The organism is Janthinobacterium sp. 75 (assembly GCF_004365495.1).
Taxonomy (GTDB): Bacteria; Pseudomonadota; Gammaproteobacteria; order Burkholderiales; family Burkholderiaceae_D; genus Janthinobacterium.
In genome coordinates, this window is the sequence record NZ_SORD01000001.1 from 414,143 (window position 1) to 435,642 (window position 21,500).

Below are 21,500 nucleotides of genomic sequence, written 5' to 3' on the forward strand. Positions count from 1 at the left end.
CTCAGTTGCAACACGGAAACATCAGTTACTATCAAAAGCAAAGTCACCTACCCACCATGCCGACGGCCTGAAAATACGCGAAAACTCACACTTTCCTACTTCAAGTACAATCATGGCTGGTTCTGTTCTCCCAATCCCGGTGCGAAAAACGGTGCCAGCCACGCCTTCCAGCGCTGCTGCCCACGCCCGTTTTCACTCGCTGCGTTTACGATGACCCCTTTGAAGCTTGCCGTACTGCCTGCCCTGCTCGCCCTGTCCCTTTGCCAGACCACCACCGCCGGCACCATGTCTTCCGCGACGCTCCAGGCCACCTTCGTCATCAACGAAGCGTGCACCATCGTCTCGCAGCGCAGCAGCGCCCGGGTGCGCTGCCAGCACAACACACCGTATCTGCTGCTCCAGCAGGCAACGCCATCAGGCGCCGGCCTCGTCACCGTCACGTTCTAAAAATAAATCGTTGCCGTCACCGTATCCTTGTAGTCACCGGGGCGCGGCGACACCTGCGCCGGCACGCGACCGTAGATCGTCAGCGGCACGCTCGCGCCCGTGCCCGTACCAGTCACCATGCTCGTGCCTGCCGTGCCATCGCCCCATGGCGCACCATCGAGGGTGGCGGATAACAGGTAACTGACCTTCTCCGTCGTCACCGTATTCTTCATTTGCCGGTTGGCCACATTGAGTGCCACGCTGCCGCCGTTCAGGGCAATCTGATAGGCATTGTTATTGACGCAGCGCACCGACAAGGTGCTGGTGCTGCGCAAGTTGCCCGTCAGGATGGTGGCGTTCGCAAACGCCATCGGCGTGGCGGTGATGGTGCAATCGTTGACGGCCGTGGCATTCACCGTAAAACCGAAGCTGCCGCTGTTGACCGTGCAGCCAAACAAGTTGACGAGGCCATACGTGGTGTAGGTATACGTGCCCTGCCCGGCAAAGCTCGAGGTATACACGGTATTGGCGTTACCCACCGTGGGCACGGCCGCCAGGGCGGCGCCGGCAGGGATCTTCGCGTACACGGTAAACGTCGTCGAATACGTGCCGGGCGGCGCCAGCAAGCCGGCCGACAAAGTCATGCCTAAGGTCGCTGGCGCGCCAGTCACGCCGGCGCCGCCCCATATCTTCGCCGTGGCATAGGAACTGTCCACATACACGTTGTACTCCATGCGATTGCTGCCATTACCCAGCTTGCGCGGCAAGGCCGAGGTGGAATTCGTGCCCAGCCCCAGCGAGATGCACACTTGCGCATTCGGCGTGAGCAACTGTCCCAGGTTCAGCGAGGAAAACACGCAGCTGAAGGTGCCCGTTGCCTGCGCTACGTGATCGGTACCGGAAATCGGGCTGACAGCGCCGAAATCGATATTCGTCATGCTGACCGAGCAGGTATCGGCCTGCGCCGTACCGCCCCAGGCACAGCCTAGCAGCAGGGTCAGCCATAGCAGCAGGCGGCGCATCAGCGGCCTCCCCCGGCGCCAACGGCAGCGGCAGCGGCAGCGCAGCGTAGCGGGCCGATCACGGGCAAGCCGCCCGCCGCCGGACGCGCATAGGCAAAACGCACCGTGCACACGCTGTCGCCCTCGCCGACTTGCAACTGATTCTGCTCCAGCAGATCATCGACGAAAACGATGCCGTCAAATCCCACCACCGTCCGCTTGCCGCTTTGCACGTGCAGCACGGGCAAGCCCGTCGTCAGCGGCTTGCCATCGGCGCCCTGCACGATGACGGTGGCCGCGCTGTAGCGTTCGATGGGAAAAGCGGCCAGCGCACCGGCCAGGTGTCGCGGCACGACATTGATATTCGTCACGGGCACCCGCGCATCGACGTCGAGTTCCTCCGTGGCGATGCTGATCTGGTTATTGCCATAAGGATTTAAATTCGGCACGAGCAGATAACCGCTACTACCCGTCACGCCAATCTGGCGGTTCTCATGCAACACAGGAATATTGCCCACGCCCCCAGTGGACACCAGCGCAAAACCGTTGCCCACCTGGCGTGCCGCCTCGACATGACCATCCATCAGCACCAGCGCACCAGCCGCGCCCAGCGAGGAAACATTGCCCATGCCGCTGCTTTGCGTGCGCGCGCTCACGCGGCCGCCATTGCCCAGGTATTCCACTTGCGCCTGCCGGTAGGTGTTGCCGCCCACCGTGCCAGCCTGCAAATTCCAGCCGAAGCCGCCGCCAAAGTCCGCCGGGCGCTGCGCGCTGACGCTGCGGCCGCTCTCGCCGTTTTGCCGGCTGCTGGTCGTGCTGATGGCCAGATTGTTGTCGAAGGCCATGCTCAGGCCGAAGTAAAACCCCCGCTTCTCGCGTTGGAGCAAGTCCTGGAACAGGCTGGCATTCAGGAACAAGCCGTGAAACAGGGTAGCCGAATAGCCCACGGTGGCCAGCTTCGATGGCGGTGCGCCGGGCGTGCGGTAACTGATGTAGCTGCTGCTGATGCTGCTTCCTGCCGGCAGTGGCAGGCTGACGGTGAATCTGTCCGCCGCGCGCACCACGGCACTGCCGTCGCGCGAGGCCAGGTCGCCAAACGCGGCGCTGGCGCGCACGCTTTGCACATCGACGCTGAAGCTTGGCCCCATGTACTGGTAGCCGGCGCCCAGTTGCGCGCCGCGGCGCTGTCCCCCGCTGGCCGACAGCGAACCGTTCAGCACGCCCGCCTGACCCAGGCGCACCAGCACGCCCGCGCCCGCCTGGTACAGGCCGGCAGCCAGTTCCGCGTGGCCTTCGAGGGTGACGCTGTCATTGACGCCATGGCGGCCGGAAGCGCTGGCGACCAGTTGCCGCTCATAGCCGAACAGGCGTCGGCCATAGCCGCGCCGCATGGCGCCCGCCTCGACCGAGTAATCGCTCAAGCCGCTGGCCAGCATGCGCGTATCGACATACAGGGGCAGCACGGTCGTCACGCTACGCCCCAGAGCATCGCGCGTGACGATGGTGGCTTGCCCGGCACCATTGATGCCCGCCACCTGGTTCAGCACAAACGGACCGCTGGGCACACTGGCAGCATATTGCTGCACGCCATTGACATACAGGCTCAGCGACGAGGGTACGAGCGCCGTGCCATCGACGGAGGCGACGGGAAAGGTCAGCAGGTCGGGACGCAGCTGGAAATTCTTGCGCCACTGCACACCGCCGACGCGCACGGCGCGGCTCCAGCTGAGCGAGGAGGAAATCAGGTCGCCCACTTGCCACGTTTGCAGGGTCTCGGGGTCGGCGTGGCTCCAGAAAGTGTCAAAGCGCATGTACTTGTGCTGGTCCGACCCCAGGTTCACGGTGCCCGTATTGCTGAAGACGCCGCTGTCATTGAAATAGCGCAAGTCGTTGAAGATGGCGGCGCGCCGCGTTTGCCCCAGTTCCGCATAGGCTTCGTAATTGAGGACGGCGCCGGGCGTGACGCGCGACGGCGGCGCCTGCGCCGCCAGGCGCGCGTTGATGCGGAACGGTGAGCGCAAGTCGTCCGCGACCTGCAGCGACACGCTCTGGCGCGCCGCATCATAATCATAGCTGAGCCCGGGAATCGCATCGAGCGCCACGTCGGCCCAAGCGGGCGCACCCAGGCGCGCCGGGTCCAGCCCAAGCTGCTGCAAGTTCGCCACACTGCTGAGCAAGCCTTTACCCACCTGGGTAAAACGCAAGATCAACCCGGTTGATACAGCATTCACACTCACCTCCAGATACAGTTCATTCGGGGCCATCGGATCGCTGGGCAAGCTGGCCGGCCCCGGGTCGGCGCCCGTCACGGCGGCCGATCCATCGGCCCTGGCCAGTGCCGCCATGGCCAGCAGCAGCAAAGTCCAGCAAATCCGCCATGTCAGTACGCGTCTCATGGTTTAAGCCGGTTGCGCCCATGCCGAAGGCGCGCGACAAGCTCGCCCGTCATGGTGGCCATGTTCAAGGTGTCGAATTCGTGGCAACGAGCGCCTTTGCATTCACATGCACCGCAATACTCAACGGCCCATCCAGTTCAGCCTCCCCGGCGACGGGCAGGCGCCATACGCGCATGCGTGCCGCCAGGACATAACCAAACAGCCCCTTGCTGATGACAAACACCTTGCCCGCCTGATTCGTGAATGTCATCGCACCGATCTGCGCATGGACGTTGCCGCTGTTCTTGATACGCAACATCCATGCACCCTGCTCGCGAAAGACTTGCCAGTCGAGAATTTCCTTGCCCGGCGCACCGGCCGGCAGCACGAACACAGGCACCGAGTAGCGCAGACGGATATCGACGCCGCTGCGGCCCGGATCATCGTCGCGGCCGACTTCATCAATGAGTACGCGATACGTCTTTTCCTGCGCGACGGGGCCGCCCTGGGCACGCACCAGGCGGATGGTCTGCCGGCTGTTGGCGGCGATTTCGACGATCGGCGGACTGGCCACCAGTTCCTGCGTCGGTGCCAGTACCTCATCGCCGTCGCGCTGCTCCCAGGCGAACACCCGCACCTGCCCGTACATGGGCTGATCACCGAGGTTTTGCAGGTTGATTCCGGCCGCACTCTGTGGGGCGCGCAAATTGAGCGTCACCGGCGAAATCTGCAAGTTGGCGCCGTGCACGCCCGCCGCGCAGCAGGCCAGCAGCGCCAGCATGTTTTTCATCAGGGAAGCGAAACCGGCCTTCACGCAGCCCCCCGCTCAAAAGTAAACGGTGGCTGTGATGGTCGACTTGTAGGTATCGGGCGCCGGTGTCGCTTGCGGCGGAATATTGCCGTACACCGTGATCGGCTGCGATGCGCCATTGCCGGTGCCGCTGACGGTATTCGTTCCCTGCGTATCGCCCCACAAGGTGCTGCCAGCGGTCTGGTACAGGTTGAATTGCACCGTCCCCACGTTGCCGCCGGTGCCGCTCAGGTAGCGCGTGGTGCCGCTCGACCCCGTGCCCGTGCCCGCCGTCAGGCCCACGTTATACGGGGTGGTACTGGTACAGGTGACATTCACGGTCGTATTGACGTTCACGGCAGTAGCCAGTACACCCTGACTTTGGCCAAAGTCGAGACCGGCCGCCGCAATGGTGCAATTGGCGATGATTTTCAGGGTGACATCAAAGGTTGCGGTGTTGCTGCCGTTCAGATACACGGCTGCGTCGGCGACGCGAGGCATGAGCGCCGTGCTGGCAAAAGCCACGCTGGCGGCAACGGCAAGGCGGGGGAAAATGACTCGCAACATGATACCTCCTGATGATGGAACATCATTAATGAGCCCGCCAATATGAAGGGCATCGAGGATAGTCACGGTATTGCCGGCGTTTTTTGGGGCACGCAAACCAGGACGACAAAATACCTGTGCCGAGAGTCAGGAACCCGGGGACTCCGGCACTTTTTGCAGCATTGGCAAAACAGATTTTTTGGCAATCGACATTGCTTAAAATCAATGCATGAATGAATTATTGGCGATCTGGAAAATCCGCGCTTCTTCTGGCGGAGAAACCTCTTTTGAAACACGAGAAAAGCAGAAAAAAAAGAAAAAGCGAGGCATAATAAGCCACTACTTGCTATTTGGTTAAGTCATCCATGCCATGCCATTGACCAGCGAAACCATCAAAAAAAACATCTTGATCGTGGACGATTCCGCGTTCGAGCAGCGCATGCTGATGGACCTGCTCGGCGAACAGCCCTACCGTTTCAGCATCGCGTTCAACGGCTACCAGGGCTACCAGCTGGCACTGGCCACGCATCCCGACCTGATCCTGCTCGACGTGCGCATGCCAGAGATGGATGGCTACACGGCCTGCCGTTTGCTCAAGGCCAATCCCGAAACGGAAGAGATACCCGTGATCTTTCTCAGCGGCGCCGATTCCGCCAAGGAACGCATCATGGGCTTGCAGGTGGGGGGCGTCGACTACATTTCGAAGCCGTTCACGCCGGAAGAACTGGCCGCACGCATCCATATCCACCTGGGGTTGATGCGTAAAAGCAACAGTACCTTGCCAGCCACGACGCTGATCCGCGACAAACTGCAGCATCCCGACCTGGTGTTCGTCAATGCCGTCAAACAGCTCATCCTCGACAACCTGGGCAGCCTGCCCAACCTGTCCGACATCGCCCGCAGCGTGGGCACCTACCGCGAAAAGCTGACCCTGATGTTCCGCGAGCAGACGGGCATGACGGTCTTCGCCTTCATCCGCGAAGCGCGCATCGCCCGCGGCGTGGAACTGCTGCAGCAGACGGAAATCGACGTGCAGGATATCGCCCTGCTGATTGGCTTTCACAACGCGGGCAACTTCGCCACGGCCTTCCGAGAACGCATGGGCGTCACGCCCAGCGCCTACCGCCAGCGCCTGCAGGAGCAAACAGGACAGCGGCAGGCGGCGGGCGGCTACTAGAACTTGTAGTTCAGCTTGAGCGCCGCAACGCGTCCGCGCGGATCGGCCTGGGTAAAGTCAAAGCCGGTGGACGCATAGTCCCAGGGCGCACGTTTGTTGGCCAGGTTTTGCACGATGAACGTGACGTTCGCCTTTGATGTCACCTGCCAGCTGCTGGTCACGTCAAAGGTGCTGAAGGCGGCCACCGATTCATCGAGATGCGTGTTTTGCGCATAGCTGCCCACGTAATTCCATGTGAGCGTGGACGACCACTTGCCCTGCTCCCAGGTGGCCGAGCTGACGCCGCGCCATTTCGGGATGGAACCGAAGTAATTGGTGCCGGCGCCATCCGTGAGCGGCGCGCCGTCCGACAGCGGTTCGGCGAAGCGCAGCACCCGGCTCAGCTGGCCGGCCAGGGTCAGCTTGCCCCAGTCCTTGTCGACGAAGCGCTGGCGCAGGTCGATATCGATGCCCGACACTTCGCGCTGGCCCTGGTTGCGGTACTGGCGGTACAAGGTCGTGATGCGGCCATCGGCGTCGCGCGTGACCTTTTGCGGCGCCGTCGCTTCGTTGGCGATGGTGGTGGTGGCGCTTTCCGTGCCGATCACACCCTCCTGCTTGATGCGGTAATAATCGAGGCCGATGCTCGAACTGCTGGTCGGCGAGACCACCACGCCCAGGTTCAGGTTGTTCGAGCGCTCGGGACGCAGCGCCGTATTGGCAATGGTAATGGCCGTCACGCCGCGCGTCTGCGTCGGCGTGATCGGGTCGCGCGGATCGAGCACGCTGACATAGCTGACGGCCGTGCTTTGCGTGATTTCCGGAAGCGATGGCGCGCGGAAGCCACGCGACACGGTGCCGCGCACCAGCAGCCACGGCGCCGCCTGGTAACGGGCGCTGGCTTTCGGCGAAAATGCATTGCCGAAATCGCTGTAATGGTCGGCGCGGCCCGCCAGGTTGACAGACAGGTCTTTCACTACAGGTACGTTGAATTCGGCAAACAGGGCCGAGACGCTGCGCGTACCGTTGATGATGTTGATGGCCGGGCGCAGCTCCGTACCCGACAGCACGGCAGTCGAGGTTTGCGAATCCATCTTTTCGCGGCGCCACTGTGCGCCGGCGGCAAAGCCCAGCGGGCCGGCGGGCAAGTCCCAGATATCCTTGGCCGCCGAGAAGTCGAGCGTGTCGAGCGTCGATTCGGCCGGACGCAGGGTCGACAGGCGCAGGCGGTTACGCACGGCTTCGCTGTTTTGCGACTGATCAAAGAAATTGTAGCTGCCATCGGCCAGCACTTTCTGGAATTCATAGCGGTTGACGAAGTTCTGCACCGTTTCTTCCAGCTTGCTGCTGGAGTGGCCCACGGCTGCATCCCAGTCCCAGCCCGCCAGCGTGCCTTTGACGCCGGCCAGCGCACGGTAGAACGTGACCTTGTCCTGCTTCAGGCGCGGCCCCAGGTCGAACAGGGTGGCCGTGAACGGCAGGGGCGCGGTACCCGGATTGTTCGGATGGCCCACGGGCAGCACGACGGGGATGGTGTCGAGTGCCTGGGTGGCGTTGTTCCACACGCGCGTGGCATTGTTCACCGTCAACGGCGCGCTGAAAGTCTGGTCGGCGCGCGAATAACTGTGCAGCAAATCGACATACGCTTCCGTGTCCGCGTTCAGCTTGACGGTGGCGCGCGCGGCCGTGTGCACGCGCTGGATGCCGGGAATCAGGGTTTTGTACGGCGATGGGTTGTAGGCCAGCACTTGTCCCGTCTTGCCGGGCGTGATGTCGCCATAATTGACCAGCTGCAATGGTCCCCGCACGCCGCCCAAGGTCCTGGTCGGGTCGGTGCCCGCATAGTTGGTGATGGCCCAGCCCAGACTACCGCGCTGCTGGTTGCGGAAGTCCGCATCGCGCATCCACTCCACGTCGCTCTGCTGCAGCTTGTCGCGCTGCTGTGCATCTATCGAGAAGACCAGGCTGTAGCCGTCTTCCTCCAGCTTGCCAAAACCCGTTTGCAGCGCCGCGCTCTTTTCATGCTGGCCCGTGCCTTCGGTCGAGCCACCCCATTGCGCCGTGATGTCCGTGCCCGTGAATTCCTTGTAGAGGATGATGTTGACCACGCCGGCCACGGCGTCGGAACCGTAGACGGACGAGGCGCCATCCTTGAGCACCTCGATGCGCTGCACGGCCGCCATCGGCAAGCTATTCAGGTCGACAAAGGTTTCCTGCAGGTTTTGCGCCGTCGCATAGCTGGCCACGCGCTTGCCATTGACCAGGATCAAGGTATTTTTCTGGCCGATACCACGCAGCGACAGGCCCGAAGTACCGGCCGAGAAGCTGCCCGTATATTGTTCGTTGTAGCTGTTGCCGCTGTTGGCGGAGATGGCGCGCAGCACGTCCGACACGCTGGTCTTGCCGCTGGCTTTCAATTCCTTGGCCGTGATGACTTGCACGGCGCTGGCGCCCTCCTTTTCGCTGACGCGGATATTCGATCCGGTGACGTTAACACGCAGCATGTCGTCCCCGGCGTGGGCAAGGGTGGGGAAAGCGGGAAAGGCGGCGGCGATGGCAAGACTGATGGCGAGTGGTTTGAACATGGTTTCCTCTTATTGGGATTGCAGCCTTTTTCCGATAAAAAAGGCCGAGCAGGGGCACGCGGACCGGGTGGGCCAGCGGGCAAACGACAACGAAATGAATGGGAATGACTTAGGGGATGCGTGGACGGGCACGCATCGGCATCCACTGCGCCATGCATTGCATGGTCAGTAGGTGCCGGGCGGCGTAAAAATAGGTAGAAAGACTAAAGCGCAACATAAAAGACACCGGTAAGCGGGGAAAGACCACTATATCCCGGTGTATTTATGGCGTGAACGAATTAAAAATTGATTGTATATATGATTTGAATCTAAGGACTTGGCGTTTGGCAACATCAGGCGTCGGCGATCGCCGTGGACGGCGCTGCGGGCGCCAGCGCCGCGCGGCGTGCCTGGACGCCCCACCAGTACCAGGAAATCAGGGCATTGACCCAGTAGGCCGCATATAGCACGGCCGTCAGGTGCAGGCCGCGGCTGTAGTAGAGCGGCACGGCCACGGTGTTGACCAACAGCCAGAAGGCCCAGGTTTCGATGCGTCGGCTCATCAGCAAAAATTGCGCGATGATGCTAAATACCAACACTGCCGAATCGATGAAGGGCGCGTAGGCATTCGTAAACCGGTGCAGCAGCATGCCGTAGATGACCACGGAGGCGATGCCTGCCGGCACCACCCAGGCCAGGCTGCGCCAGCCCGTGCGCGTGATCGGCAACGGCTTGCCGCTGGCACCGCGCCGCCATTGCAGCCAGCCGATGACGCAGGTGACGATGAAAAACAGCTGCAGCATCACGTCAGCATACAGATTAACCTGGAAAAACAGCACGGCAAACAGCACGCAGCCGACGATGCCTATCCACCAGGAATGAATATTATTGCGTCCGGCCAGGATGATGGAAACAGTCATCAAGACATTGGCGGCGATCTCGAGCGGGGGAGTCAAGCGGATTCCTTTGAATGAAGGCACGCTGCCACTATAGCCCATTTGATATCCGAAACCAGCCACGCACTGCTTGACTTCCCTGGCCATTCTGGCAAATTGGGTAACAGTACCCAAGAACCACTGCGGAGATGTTCCATGCGCTTGCGCCACGTACTGCTTGCGGCAACGCTGCTCGGCAGCGTCCTGCCCGCCCAGGCCTGCCGCATGACGATGGCGCTCGAGCAATGGCCGCCCTACCTGTATCGCGATGCACAAGGCAACTACACGGGGCTGGACCTGGAGCTGCTGCGCGCCATCTTCAAGGAAGCGCGCTGTACCTTGCTGAGCGTGCCGGAGCTGCCCACGGCGCGGCGCCAGTTGCTGTTCCAGAAAGGCGAACTGGACTTGCTGCCCGCCGCCTCCGACACGTCCGAACGCCATGCGTATGCGCGTTTCACCGTGAGCTACCGCGACGAAACCGTGGGCATCTTCGGCAAGGCCGGCACGCCCGCCGCGCAGCGCCATGTCGGCAGCTTTGGCCAGCTGGCCCGCGGCAAGTCAACCTTGCTGGCGCCCAAGGTGGGCTGGTATGGCGCGCAGTATGCGGCGGCCCGGCCGGCGCTGGAAAAGGCCGGCCGCCTGAATACCTTCGGCAACTTCCGGCAGGGCATCCTCATGCTCGACGCGGGCCGCGCCGACCTGCTGCTGGGCGACGTGCTGGCCGTACGCCACGAAGCGCACCTGCAGGGCGTCGCCTTGAGCAGCCTGCCCTTCCTGGTCCTGCGCGCACCCGTGCACCTGATGCTCAATGTGCGCACGACCAGCGCCGACGACCTGGCGCGCCTGAACGCCGCCATCACGCACCTGGAACAGCGCGGCGTGTTGGCGGCGATACGCGCCCGCTATGAAGCACCGTAGAACATCCATCCAACCTGCTGCGCGCCGCAAAATGCGGCTTGCAATGCTCACTGTGCATGCGCACTGCCCCACTTCCCAGCCACAACTCACTGCCACTCGCTACAGTTTTGTCAGATGCTGGAACGCTGAAGCGGCATCTTGCCAGCCGTCTCCAGTATCACCAGCCTGGTTTCACGGCCATGCTCGATACCCTTGAGCATGGCCGGCATTACGTCGCGATGCGGGCAAAGCGGCCGCTGTTGAAATCCTCGAACGCCTGCGCGATTTCCGCTTCGGTATTCATGACGAAGGGGCCATGGCCGACGATGGGCTCATCGATCGGTTCGCCGCTCAGCAGCAGTACCACGGCATCGCTGTTCGCCTCGACGGTGATGCTGTCGCCATCGCGTTCGAACAGCGCCATCTGCGCTTCGCGCACCACGCTCTCGCCATTCACCAGCACCGTGCCATGCAGGACGATCAGCGCCGTGCTCCAGCCGGCGTGTGCGGGCAGTTCCGTCAGCTTGCCCTGGGCCAGGCGCAGGTCCCACACCTGCATAGTCGAGAACGTGCGGGCCGGGCCATGCTGGCCATCGAAGGTGCCGGCGATCACGCGTACCGAACCGGCGGCATCGGGCAGCGCCACGGTGGGAATGGTGTCGCTGGTGATGGCCTGGTAGCCCGGTGCCGTCATCTTGTTCTTGGCCGGCAGGTTCACCCACAGCTGCACCATTTCCAGGGTGCCGCCGGACTGCGTGAAGGCAGGCGAGTGAAACTCTTCATGCAGGATGCCGGCACCGGCCGTCATCCACTGCACGTCGCCGGGGCCGATCAGGCCGCCCTGGCCCGTCGAATCGCGGTGCGCCACTTCGCCCTTGTAGACGATGGTTACCGTTTCAAAGCCGCGGTGCGGGTGCGAACCGACGCCGGGCGGACGCGTGCCGGGCGCGAATTCGGCCGGGCCGGCATAGTCGAGCAGCAGGAAGGGGCTCAGCTGCTTGCCATGGCCGTTGTACGAAAACATCGAGCGCACGGGAAAACCGTCGCCGACCCAGTGCTGGCGCGGTGCGCTGTAGATACCTGTGACTGTGTTCATCTCGATCTCCTGTGGGGTGTGCATGACGATGGAGACAGAATACGCTTGCAACGATGAAGCGGGTAGAAGGTAAAATATGCCATCAGCGTTCTAAAAATAGAACGATCAAGGAGGTGGCATGCAGGACTTGAATGACTTGTATTACTTTGTGCAAGTGGTCGACCATGGCGGCTTCGCGCCGGCCGGGCGCGCGCTGGGCATGCCGAAATCAAAACTGAGCCGGCGCATCGCGCTGCTGGAAGAGCGCCTCGGCGCGCGCCTGCTGCAGCGCACGACGCGGCATTTTTCCGTCACCGACGTGGGCCAGACGTTTTACGAGCATTGCAAGGCGATGCTGGTGGAAGCGGAGGCGGCGCAGGAAGCGATCGAACTGACGCGGGCCGCGCCGCGCGGCACGGTGCGCCTGTCCTGCCCCATCGCCCTGCTGCACTCCCTGGTCGCGCCCATGCTGGCCGGCTTCATGCGCGCGCATCCGCAAGTGACCCTGCTGCTCGAAGCAAGCAACCGCCGTGTCGACCTGGTGGCCGAAGGCATCGACGTGGCCATCCGCGTGCGTCCGCCGCCGCTGCCCGACAGCGATCTGGTGCTGCGCGTGCTGGCCGAACGCAGCCAGTGCATGGTGGGCAGCCCGCTGCTGTTCGCCGGCGCGCCCGTGCCGAAGGCGCCGGCCGACCTGGCCGACTGGCCCACCCTGGCCCTGGGCATGCCGCAACAACACTACCAGTGGGATTTGTACGGCCCCGATGGCGCGCGCGCCCAGTTGCGCCACACGCCGCGCTTCGTCACGGGCGACATGCTGACCCTGCGCGACGCGGCCGTGGCCGGCGTGGGCGTGGTCCAGTTGCCGACCATGATGATCACCGAGCAGGTGGCCAATGGCAGCCTGCTGCCGCTGATGGAACAATGGCGGCCGCAGCGCGAAATCATCCACGCCGTGTTTCCTTCACGGCGCGGCCTGCTGCCGGCCGTGCGCGCGCTGATCGACTACCTGGCGCACAGCTTCGCCGCGCTGGAGGAAGAGTGAGGGTTTTCAGGTACGATGGCGTACTCTCCAATCGCCTGGATACCGCATGCGTTTACTGATTTTGTCGGACCTGCACCATGAGTTATGGCGCGACGAAGCGCCGCAAGGCGACCTAGCGCTCAGCTGCCCCGACGCCGTCATCCTGGCCGGCGACATCGACACGGGCGCCCGCGCCGTCGCCTGGGCCGCCAGCGCATTCGCGGGACTGCCGGTGCTGTACGTGCATGGCAACCACGAAGGCTATGGCCACCATCTGGACAAGGTGCGCCAGGAGCTGCGCAGCGCCTGCGCCGCCACGGACAACGTGCATTTTCTCGACGCCGATAGCCACGTCATCGCCGACCAGGCGGGCAACGCCGTGCGCTTCCTGGGCGCCACTCTATGGACGGATTTCCGCCTGCTGGGCGACGATACGCGCCAGTCGGCCATGCGCGACGCGGAAGCCGCCATGAATGACTACAAGCGCATCCGCCTGGCCAACATGGGCTTTCGCAAGCTGCGCGCGGCCGACACGGCCATGTTCCACGCGCAGCAAAAAGCCTGGCTGTCGCGCGAACTGGCGCAACCCTTCGATGGCGCGACCGTCGTCATCAGCCACATGGCGCCGTCGCTGCAATCCATCGACGGCGCGTATGGCAGCGAGGCGTGTTCGCCCGCTTACGCTTCGCGCCTGGACGACCTGGCCGCGCAGGCGGACCTGTGGGTGCATGGGCACATCCATGCTTCACGCGACTACCGGATCGGCCCGTGCCGCGTGGTGAGCAACCCCTGCGGCTACAAGACGCGCAGCGGCACGCCGCAAAATCCCGATTTTGATCCGAACTTCATCGTCGAGCTGCCGGCCCGCTAATCGTCAGGTTTGAGCCGGCCCGCCAGCCATTGCTGCAGGCGGTGCTTGCCGGCCCGGCGCGCCGCGCGCGGCGAGGACTCCGACTGGTGCGCACCGGCGCCGCCTCGCAACCTGGCGGCCGCCACCAGCGGATTGCGCGGCTTGGGCGTGGCTTTCACTTTGATTTTCATGGTGTCTCCTTTCAACCCTTGATGCATCGGCATCACGGTATTTCCTGTCCTTATGCCGGGGTCGCCCAAAACAAAAAAAACCCGGCGAGTTTCCTCACCGGGGTTTGAAGGACACCGGCTCGGGATCGGCAATGCTGCCGATGGCCCCGAGCGTCATGCGCGGGGCTAGTGCTAAGTCAACTTGCTGCCAGCCTGCTCGAACATGGGTTTCCTTTCTTTCGTTTGTTTAATGTGCACTACGGACGCTGATTCTGCACCGTATGCTGCAGTGCGTCAACCACCTTTCATGGCGCATGCTCCAAGCTTGCTATTTTTTCGCATCTGTTTTTTCTTTCGCAATGCGGGCATCGAGCTTGGCTTCATTTTTGGCAGCGTAGTTGCTGCACGCTTGCGTATCGATGAAGGGATTCGGTGTGACGCCTTCCAGCAACTGCGTCAGCTTGCTGTCGCCGCCGGAGTGGTCAGGATGGGCCGAGATCAGGATGTCGCACGGCAGCCTGGCAAAGTCCTGCATGACGCGGCGGAAGGCCGGCGTCAGGTCCGCATGGCGCTCATCGGCCAGGTAGTGAAAATCGTCGGCCGCCACCGGCGTGAGGCTGGCGCCGAACACCACGTTCAGGCATTCCTGACGCTCTGCATCCTCGCATGAAACCCAGGTCCAGCTGGTGCTGCCCGGCGTATGGCCAGGCGTGTAGCGCGCCGTGATGGTCACGTCGCCCAGTTGCAGGGTTTCGCCATCGGCGATCTCGCGCACGTTTTCCACGGCCGGCATGGGATCGATTTCGCCCGCTTGCGGATCTGCGGCGAGCACCGCTCCCGCGCGCAGCGCCTCCGCTCCCAGCGGGCTGGCGACCACTTGCGCGCCGCTGTCGCGGGCCAGGGCGGCGATGCCGCCCGAATGGTCGAAATGCGCTTCCGTATTCAGGATGAACTTGATGTCTTCCAGGCGAAAGCCCAGCTCGAGGATATGCTCCTTGATGGCGGCCACCGATTGCGGCAACGCGCCGTCGATCAGGATCAAGCCTGCACGCGTGTCTATCAGCACCACGCTCAAGCCGCCCACGCCCACGTAATAGGTGTCGCCATGGATGCGCGCCGGTTGCTGCGGGCGGTTCCACTGCGCCGCATAGGGTGAGGCAATCGGCTGCGTCAGAGGATCGACGGCGGGCGTGGCGGCATGCGCCGTCAACGGTAGCGCCATGGCGGCCAGCGCGATGTTCAGCAAGGTCTTGGGAATGAAGAAAGGCGGCATGCGGCTCCAGGAATGAGTGTGTGGTAATCGATGCCATAGGGTAACGTCGCCAGCCTGGCGCGGTCAAGCAGACGGGCGCTGCGACTTGCGCTACGATAGAGGCCCATAGACCTGCCGTGCGCCTTGCCGCGCCCACTGCCATGCGTTTGCTGATCCTGTCCGACCTGCACCTGGAAGTCTGGGGTGAAGACACACCCGCCATCAACCTTGCCGCCAGCCGCCCCGACGTGGTGATCCTGGCCGGCGACATCGCTACAGGTAACCATGCCATCGCCTGGGCCGCGCGCACCTTCGGCGCCCTGCCCGTGCTGTACGTGCACGGCAACCACGAAGGCTATGGCCACCAGCTCGAACACATGCAGGACGCCGTGCGCGATGCCTGCGCCAGCGCGAATGCGCACGGCGCCAACATCCGCCTGCTCGACGGCGACGCCGTGACAATCGATGGAGTACGCTTCCTTGGCATCACGCTGTGGACGGATTTTCTGCTGTTCGGTGCCGAGCGCCAGGAAGAAGCGCTTAACGCGGCGCAAGCCTACATGCCCGACTACAAGCACATCAGTACAGGTGGCGAGACGCCGCGCCTCTTGTGCGCCAGCGACACGGCGCAGCTGCACGCACAGCACCGCTGCTGGCTGGAACAGCAGCTGACGCAGCCGTTCGCCGGGAAAACCGTAGTCATCACGCACATGGCGCCATCGATGCTGTCGGTGGAAGAGCAATACGCGACGAACCTGGGCTCGCCCGCATTCGCCTCGCAGCTGGACGCGCTGGTGACGCAAGCTGACCTGTGGGTGCATGGCCACATGCACGCATCGCTCGACTACCAGATAGGCGAGTGCCGCGTCGTGTGCAACCCCTGCGGCTACAAGAAGCCGGACGGCACGCCCGAAAACGAACGCTTTGACACCGGCTTCATCGTCGACATCGCCAGCACGGTTTAATTTTTTCGATAGCGCAGCTGCATCACGCCGCTCGGTAGCGGGCGCGTATCTTCCAGGCGCCAGTCGCTGCGCGGCAGCGCGTCATCGAACAGGCGCACGCCCTTGCCCAGCACCACGGGCAGCACGGACAAGGTCAGGCTGTCGATGACGCCCTCGCGCAAGCCGGCGCGGATGACGGCGCCGCCATCGAGATACACGTGGCGGCAACCCTCCTCTGCCAGCCCCTCCAGCACTTCCCGCACGCTGCCTTCGCGGCGCTGTTCGCCATGCCGTGGCGCGAAGTCGCGGTGACTCAATACCACCACGCGCTTGCCCGCATACGGCCACGGCTCGAACCCCAGCACGGCCTCATAGGTGGTACGGCCGATCAGCAGGGTATCGACTTGATCCATCAAGGCCGTGTAGCCGGTGGCGTCGGGCGAGTCGGGGGCCAGTTCGGCCAGCCAGGACAGGTCGCCGTTTTCTCCGGCGATGCAGCCATCGATGCTGATGCCGAGAAAAACGCTGACAGAAGTTTTTTGCATGGTGCTCCCTCAATTAATTCTACAGTGTAGAATTATGCCCATGAAAACTCCAAAACTTCAAGCCATAGAATCTCCCGTGCGCCGCGCGGGGCGTCCGCGCCGCGCCGCGCCCGCACTGGACAGCGCCAGCATCCTGCACGCTGCCCTGGCCCTGCTGGAAGAGCAAGGCGAGGCGTTTTCCATGCGCGCGCTGGCGCGAGGCCTGGGCGTCGATGCCATGGCCCTGTATCACTACTACGCAGGAAAAGAGGAGTTATTGCTGGCATTGATGGTGCAGCGTTTTGCCGCGCTCGATCCGCGCCAGCCGCCGTTTACGCGGCGCCAGACGCCCCTGCGGCGCCTGCTCGCGCTGTGCGCGCTGTACCTGGAACTGATCAGCGCCACGCCCTACTTCGTGCGCCTGATGGCGCGCGGGCTGGTGACGCAAGACGACGTGGCCGAGCGGTTTACGGCGCTGTTCGAGCTGGCCGTCGACGGTCTCTCGCTGGAGAAAAAAATCCGGCTGCGCGGGCGCGATGCGCTTGTCGATTTCCTGCACGGCTATGCGCTGGCGGGCAGGCCGACCAGCGAGACGCAATGGCACGCCTCGGTCGGCCTGATCCTTGCTGGCATGGCCGCCGGGGCATAAAGCATTCAAGCCCGGCTTCCTCGACGAACGCACAGCCGGACATCTGCCATCAGGCCAGCAGCTTGAGCAGCGCCTGGGCGGCTGCTTCCGACGATGCCGGGTTCTGGCCCGTGACCAGCAAGCCATCGGTGACGGCGTACGGCTGCCAGTCGCCCAGCTTGGAGTAGACGCCGCCGTTTTGCTTGAGCATATCCTCGACCAGGAAAGGCACGATGGCCGTCAAGCCGACGGCGTCTTCCTCGGTATTCGTAAAGCCCGTCACCTGCTTGCCGCGCACCAGCGGCGTGCCGTCGGCTGCCTTCACGTGGCGCAGCACGCCGGGCGCGTGGCAGACGGCGGCGACCGGCTTACCGGCGGCAATCATCTGCTCGATCAGGGCGATCGAGTGCGGGTCTTCGGCCAGGTCCCACAGCGGGCCATGGCCGCCCGGGTAAAACACGGCGTCGAAGTCGGCCGCCTTCACCTCGGACAGCTTGCCCGTGTTGGCCAGCACGGCTTGTGCATCGGCGTCCAGCTTGAAACGGCGCGTGGCATCCGTTTGCGAATCGGGCTCGTCGCTTTTCGGGTCCAGCGGCGGCTGGCCGCCGTTGGGCGAAACGACCGTCAGCTTTGCGCCCGCTTCCTGCAAGACATAGTAAGGCGCGGCGAATTCTTCCAGCCAGAAGCCGGTTTTCTTGCCGGTGTCGCCGAGTTGATCGTGCGAGGTCAGTACCATCAGGATGTTCATCTTGTGTCCTTTTATGTCAGGGTTACAGTGCTGCTTCGAGGATACGGCGGCTACGCGCGAGGTCAATATCGCGGTGTTCGCCGAGGGAGGTCATGCCATGTGCTTCCAGTTGCGTCAAGACCGCTTCCACCGCTTCCTGCCCCAGCTGGTAAGCGGACAAGCGGGTCGGGATGCCCAGGCCTTCAAAGAAGGCGCGGGTGCTGGCGATGGCGGCGCTGATGCGCTCGTCTTCACTGCCGACGGTGATGTTCCAGACACGCTCGCCATACTGTAGCAATTTGCCGCGTTTCTGCTCGCGCTGTACGTCCAGCAGTGCCGGCAGCACCAGGGCCAGGGTGCGTGCGTGGTCGATGTCGTACAGGGCCGTCAGTTCATGGCCGATCATGTGGGTGGCCCAGTCCTGCGGCACGCCCGCGCCGATCAGGCCATTCAGGGCCAGGGTGGCCGTCCACATCAGGTTGGCGCGGGTGGCATAATCGTCGGGCGCGGCCACCGCTTGCGGCGCGATCTCGACCAGGGTCTGCAGCAAGCCTTCGGCAAAGCGGTCCTGCACCATCGCTTGCGCCGGATAGGTCAAATACTGTTCCGTGGTGTGGACAAAGGCGTCGACCAGGCCATTGGCCACCTGTCTGGCCGGCAACGTGAAAGTCTTGCTCGGATCGAGCACGGAAAATTGCGGGTACAGCAGGGGACTGCGAAAACTCAGCTTGTCATGCGTAGCTTTTTTCGTCACCACGCCGCCGCTGTTCATTTCCGAACCCGTGGCCGGCAAGGTCAGCACCGTGCCAAAAGGCAGGGCTTGACGTACATTGGCGCCGCCGCGTTCGGCGATTTCCCATGGCTCGCCGTCGTACAGGGCGGCAGCGGCGACGAACTTGGTGCCGTCGATGACAGAGCCGCCACCGACGGCCAGCAGGAAGTCCAGCTTGGCGCCACGCACCTGCGCCACGGCGCGCATCAGGGTTTCATAGCTGGGATTGGGTTCGATGCCGCCAAACTCCTGCACGCTGCGCTGGCCCAGCGCAAGAGCAGTTCGCACTTCGGCCAGGGTGCCCGTCTTTTCCGCGCTGGCGCCGCCGTACAAAATCAGCACGCGCGCATCGTGCGGCACCAGGGTGGACAATGTGGTGACAGTGTCGGCACCGAACACGATGCGGGTCGGGTTATGGAATTCAAAATTTTTCATGCTGTCGCTCCTTATTATTAGACTGGTCGTCTACGATTCACTCAAAAAAACGCGGACGTGGTGCGTCCGCTTGCTTGCTGGCTATCGGTAGCTGTCCGGCGACAGCTGCAACATGTCCAGGGTCGCCTGCCAGGCCGTTTGCAAGGCGCTGGCGTCGCGCCGCAGCTTGGTCAGCAGGGCCGCGCCCAGCCACAGCTGGTACAAGGTGGCGGCCATCTGCGCGGGATCGGCCACCGATGGCAGCGAATCGTCCGCCCTGCCCCGTGCGATGGCCTGGGCCAGCCTGGCGATGATGCGGTGGGTACCGTCCAGCAGCGCCACGCGCATCGGTTCGGACATGTCCGCCACTTCGCTGCTGAGCTTGACCACCAGGCAGCGGCAGTCACAACCGCTGCCATCGAGGCTCTCGCTGGTCCAGCTGGCCCAATACGCCATCAGCGACTGCGCCGCGCTCTGGCCCGGCTGGCCCAGCACGTCTTCCATCCCGGCCAGGTAGCCGGTGACGTAATCTTCCAGCATCGATTCACCAAACAATTCCTTGGACTTGAAGTAATGGTAGAACGAACCCTTGGGCACGTCGGCGGCCGACAAAATCTCGTTCAGCCCCACGCCGGCAAAGCCCTTGCGCGTGATGATGGCCTTGCCCTGGTCGATAATGTGCTGGCGCACGTCGGTGTATTCAGCTTTCATGCGCTGCATGATAGCACAATTAGACCAGTCGTCTACATTTGCCGATGTCCAACCATCCGAAAATCAGGCGCCTCCCCGATACCCTCATCGCCTATCCCTGTGATCGCACGCCCCTTCGTCTATGGGCTGACCTTCTTGCCATGAATGAACGGGCATTGGCGCGGCTGGTAGAAAACACGTTAACAGTATCGCATTCATCAGGCACCGCTTACGCATGGTGGATCGGTGCGAACGATACCCCAAACAGATCGGGCTGGTAACCGGCGGCATTGAACAGATGGGCACAGGACTCGTCGATGGCGGCGCGCAGCTTTGCCTGATCCACGCCCAGCACGACGCCACCGCGTTTGCGCACGCGCCCCTTGATGATGACGGTATCGATATTGCTGCGCTCCGCCGCGTGCACTACGGTACCGATGGCGTTGTTGACCGGGTACAGGTTGAGGTCGCTGGTGCGTATCAGTACCAGGTCGGCCTGCTTGCCTGGGCTCAAGCTGCCAATGCGTTGTTCCAGCCCCGCACAAGCGGCGCCGTCAATCGTGGCAGCCTCCAGCAAGCGAAACGCATCGGTGGGCGCCGCCACATGGTGATGACCATGGAGGCGCTGGCTATGTCCCATGACCCTTTGCAGGTAGAACGCCACGCGCATTTCCATGAACATGTCGCCACTATATGAAGTCTCGTTGTCGACACTCAGACCGGGGCGTATGCCGTGCTGGAACGCGGCCTGCCAGGCGTTCATGCCATCCTCGATACCGTAGTGGGCATCCGAACGCGGGCATACATTGACGCGCACACCTGCCTCGCGCAAGATTTTCCAGCCCGATTCCGGCAGGCAGGTGCAGTGGTTGAAGATGTTGTCGCTGCCAAGCAGCCCCTGCTGGTGCAAGCCTTCGAGCTCGGCTGCCATGCCACCGCCAAAAAACTCGGTCACGATGGGAATACCCAGTGCTCGCGCGACGGCCCACTGCTCAGGTTCCAGCTGCGCCATCATGGCCAGTGTCACCAGGCTGTCAGGATTGCTGAAATACTTGGCCTGCAGGCGCGCGAGGTTGCCAGGCCAGTGCGCCTCATCCCAGACACCCGATACGGGTGCTCCGGAGGCGTGCACCGCGCGGATGCCCGTATCGAGCAGTGCTTCGACTGCCGCGTCGGAGTGCGCCCCTGTGCGGCTGTTGTGGGAGTTGTCGATCACGGTCGTGATGCCGGCATCGATGCAGCCCAAGGCCGTGAGCAGGTTGCCCACGTAGATGTCGCGCGGCCTGTAGTATTTGGCAAACGAGAAATGCGTGGCGTTGCAATAGTCCTCAAGCGTTGCCGCATTCGGGTTGATGCGGCGCAGCTGGCCTTCCCAGGAATGGCGATGCGTATCGACCATGCCCGGAATGGCAATCATCTCCGCGGCATCGATCACTTCGGCACCATCAGCCTCCAGGTGCAAGCCGATGGCGGCAATGGCGCCATCGGCAATCAGGATATCGCCCTTGGGCAAATTGCCAACATTGCCATCCATGCTGATGATCGTTGCGCCTCGAATCAGCATCTTGTGTGGGACTGCGGCCAGCGGCGCAAGCAGAGCCTGCAATTGAGGGGTTTGTTCAAGCATGATTGATTCCTGCCATAGGTAATGAGTTGCACCCAGTCTAGTGCAGGCAAGCATGCAGAAAAAGTAGGCATGGAGGTTTTCACCATGCAGAAAATCGGAACAATGTTGGGTTA

General features: G+C 62.9%; 22 protein-coding genes. 8 read left to right on the forward strand and 14 right to left on the reverse strand.

What is annotated here, in order from left to right; translation table 11 throughout:
- Nucleotides 1-210 precede the first annotated feature (210 nt).
- Nucleotides 211-447, forward strand: a complete 237-nt coding sequence (locus tag C8C89_RS01945; protein ID WP_101483667.1) for a hypothetical protein — start codon at nt 211-213, stop codon at nt 445-447.
- Here the strand turns inward: C8C89_RS01945 and C8C89_RS01950 are convergent.
- The 4 genes from C8C89_RS01950 to C8C89_RS01965 all read right to left on the reverse strand — a co-directional run bounded on the left by C8C89_RS01950 (nt 444) and on the right by C8C89_RS01965 (nt 5,159).
- Nucleotides 444-1,448 (reverse strand): spore coat U domain-containing protein, encoded by a 1,005-nt coding sequence (locus C8C89_RS01950; protein WP_133988772.1) that lies wholly within the window; start codon nt 1,446-1,448, stop codon nt 444-446. The genes C8C89_RS01945 and C8C89_RS01950 overlap by 4 nt on opposite strands.
- Nucleotides 1,448-3,823, reverse strand: coding sequence for a fimbria/pilus outer membrane usher protein (locus C8C89_RS01955; protein WP_133988773.1), 2,376 nt, complete (start codon nt 3,821-3,823; stop codon nt 1,448-1,450). The genes C8C89_RS01950 and C8C89_RS01955 overlap by 1 nt, the downstream gene beginning before the upstream one ends.
- Nucleotides 3,824-3,887: 64 nt before the next feature.
- Nucleotides 3,888-4,592, reverse strand: a complete 705-nt coding sequence (locus C8C89_RS01960; protein WP_243857872.1) for a fimbria/pilus periplasmic chaperone — start codon at nt 4,590-4,592, stop codon at nt 3,888-3,890.
- A 36-nt stretch (nt 4,593-4,628) separates the two neighbouring features.
- Complete coding sequence (locus tag C8C89_RS01965) at nt 4,629-5,159, reverse strand: spore coat U domain-containing protein (protein ID WP_101483663.1); 531 nt, start codon at nt 5,157-5,159, stop codon at nt 4,629-4,631.
- Nucleotides 5,160-5,367: 208 nt separating this feature from the next.
- On the opposite strand from C8C89_RS01965, the gene C8C89_RS27480 reads away from it, so the two are divergent.
- Nucleotides 5,368-5,496: a hypothetical protein gene (locus C8C89_RS27480; RefSeq protein ID WP_257561356.1), complete on the forward strand. Its 129-nt coding sequence runs from the start codon at nt 5,368-5,370 to the stop codon at nt 5,494-5,496.
- Between the two features lie 12 nt (nt 5,497-5,508).
- Nucleotides 5,509-6,315, forward strand: a complete 807-nt coding sequence (locus C8C89_RS01970) for a response regulator (protein ID WP_133988774.1) — start codon at nt 5,509-5,511, stop codon at nt 6,313-6,315.
- Here C8C89_RS01970 and C8C89_RS01975 read toward each other — a convergent pair.
- Together C8C89_RS01975 and pnuC are read right to left on the reverse strand one after the other, a co-directional pair.
- The gene (locus C8C89_RS01975; protein WP_133988775.1) at nt 6,312-8,879 is read right to left on the reverse strand and encodes a TonB-dependent receptor; all 2,568 of its coding nucleotides are present in this window, start codon (nt 8,877-8,879) and stop codon (nt 6,312-6,314) included. The two genes, C8C89_RS01970 and C8C89_RS01975, sit on opposite strands and share 4 nt — an antisense overlap.
- Nucleotides 8,880-9,211: 332 nt before the next feature.
- Nucleotides 9,212-9,814: a nicotinamide riboside transporter PnuC gene (gene pnuC, locus C8C89_RS01980; protein ID WP_101484834.1), complete on the reverse strand. Its 603-nt coding sequence runs from the start codon at nt 9,812-9,814 to the stop codon at nt 9,212-9,214.
- A 135-nt stretch (nt 9,815-9,949) separates the two neighbouring features.
- On the opposite strand from pnuC, the gene C8C89_RS01985 reads away from it, so the two are divergent.
- On the forward strand, nt 9,950-10,711 hold the full coding sequence (locus tag C8C89_RS01985; RefSeq protein WP_133988776.1) for a transporter substrate-binding domain-containing protein: 762 nt from the start codon (nt 9,950-9,952) through the stop codon (nt 10,709-10,711).
- Nucleotides 10,712-10,919: 208 nt separating this feature from the next.
- Here the strand turns inward: C8C89_RS01985 and C8C89_RS01990 are convergent, their stop codons facing one another.
- The gene (locus C8C89_RS01990; protein ID WP_133988777.1) at nt 10,920-11,786 is read right to left on the reverse strand and encodes a pirin family protein; all 867 of its coding nucleotides are present in this window, start codon (nt 11,784-11,786) and stop codon (nt 10,920-10,922) included.
- 118 nt (nt 11,787-11,904) lie between these two features.
- On the opposite strand from C8C89_RS01990, the gene C8C89_RS01995 reads away from it, so the two are divergent.
- On the forward strand, nt 11,905-12,810 hold the full coding sequence (locus C8C89_RS01995) for a LysR family transcriptional regulator (RefSeq protein ID WP_133988778.1): 906 nt from the start codon (nt 11,905-11,907) through the stop codon (nt 12,808-12,810).
- A gap of 46 nt (nt 12,811-12,856) precedes the next feature.
- The gene (locus tag C8C89_RS02000) at nt 12,857-13,660 is read left to right on the forward strand and encodes a metallophosphoesterase (protein WP_133988779.1); all 804 of its coding nucleotides are present in this window, start codon (nt 12,857-12,859) and stop codon (nt 13,658-13,660) included.
- Here the strand turns inward: C8C89_RS02000 and C8C89_RS26880 are convergent.
- Both C8C89_RS26880 and bla read right to left on the reverse strand, forming a co-directional pair.
- Nucleotides 13,657-13,830, reverse strand: coding sequence for a hypothetical protein (locus C8C89_RS26880; RefSeq protein ID WP_166674652.1), 174 nt, complete (start codon nt 13,828-13,830; stop codon nt 13,657-13,659). The two genes, C8C89_RS02000 and C8C89_RS26880, sit on opposite strands and share 4 nt — an antisense overlap.
- A 307-nt stretch (nt 13,831-14,137) precedes the next feature.
- The gene (bla, locus tag C8C89_RS02005; protein WP_133988780.1) at nt 14,138-15,082 is read right to left on the reverse strand and encodes a subclass B3 metallo-beta-lactamase; all 945 of its coding nucleotides are present in this window, start codon (nt 15,080-15,082) and stop codon (nt 14,138-14,140) included.
- Nucleotides 15,083-15,222: 140 nt separating this feature from the next.
- Between bla and C8C89_RS02010 the strand changes: the two genes are divergently transcribed.
- Nucleotides 15,223-16,026, forward strand: coding sequence for a metallophosphoesterase family protein (locus C8C89_RS02010; protein WP_133988781.1), 804 nt, complete (start codon nt 15,223-15,225; stop codon nt 16,024-16,026).
- Here the strand turns inward: C8C89_RS02010 and C8C89_RS02015 are convergent.
- Nucleotides 16,023-16,550 (reverse strand): dihydrofolate reductase family protein, encoded by a 528-nt coding sequence (locus C8C89_RS02015; protein ID WP_101483655.1) that lies wholly within the window; start codon nt 16,548-16,550, stop codon nt 16,023-16,025. The genes C8C89_RS02010 and C8C89_RS02015 overlap by 4 nt on opposite strands.
- 40 nt (nt 16,551-16,590) lie before the next feature.
- On the opposite strand from C8C89_RS02015, the gene C8C89_RS02020 reads away from it, so the two are divergent.
- The gene (locus C8C89_RS02020) at nt 16,591-17,178 is read left to right on the forward strand and encodes a helix-turn-helix domain-containing protein (RefSeq protein ID WP_166674653.1); all 588 of its coding nucleotides are present in this window, start codon (nt 16,591-16,593) and stop codon (nt 17,176-17,178) included.
- Nucleotides 17,179-17,227: 49 nt separating this feature from the next.
- Here the strand turns inward: C8C89_RS02020 and C8C89_RS02025 are convergent, their stop codons facing one another.
- The 4 genes from C8C89_RS02025 to C8C89_RS02040 form a co-directional block, all read right to left on the reverse strand.
- Nucleotides 17,228-17,905: a type 1 glutamine amidotransferase domain-containing protein gene (locus C8C89_RS02025; protein WP_133988783.1), complete on the reverse strand. Its 678-nt coding sequence runs from the start codon at nt 17,903-17,905 to the stop codon at nt 17,228-17,230.
- Between the two features lie 22 nt (nt 17,906-17,927).
- Nucleotides 17,928-19,091 (reverse strand): iron-containing alcohol dehydrogenase, encoded by a 1,164-nt coding sequence (locus C8C89_RS02030; protein ID WP_133988784.1) that lies wholly within the window; start codon nt 19,089-19,091, stop codon nt 17,928-17,930.
- Nucleotides 19,092-19,172: 81 nt separating this feature from the next.
- Nucleotides 19,173-19,781: a TetR/AcrR family transcriptional regulator gene (locus C8C89_RS02035; protein ID WP_133988785.1), complete on the reverse strand. Its 609-nt coding sequence runs from the start codon at nt 19,779-19,781 to the stop codon at nt 19,173-19,175.
- Between the two features lie 208 nt (nt 19,782-19,989).
- Entirely contained in the window at nt 19,990-21,387 is a 1,398-nt protein-coding gene (locus C8C89_RS02040) for an amidohydrolase family protein (protein ID WP_133988786.1), read from the reverse strand.
- Nucleotides 21,388-21,500: the final 113 nt, after the last annotated feature.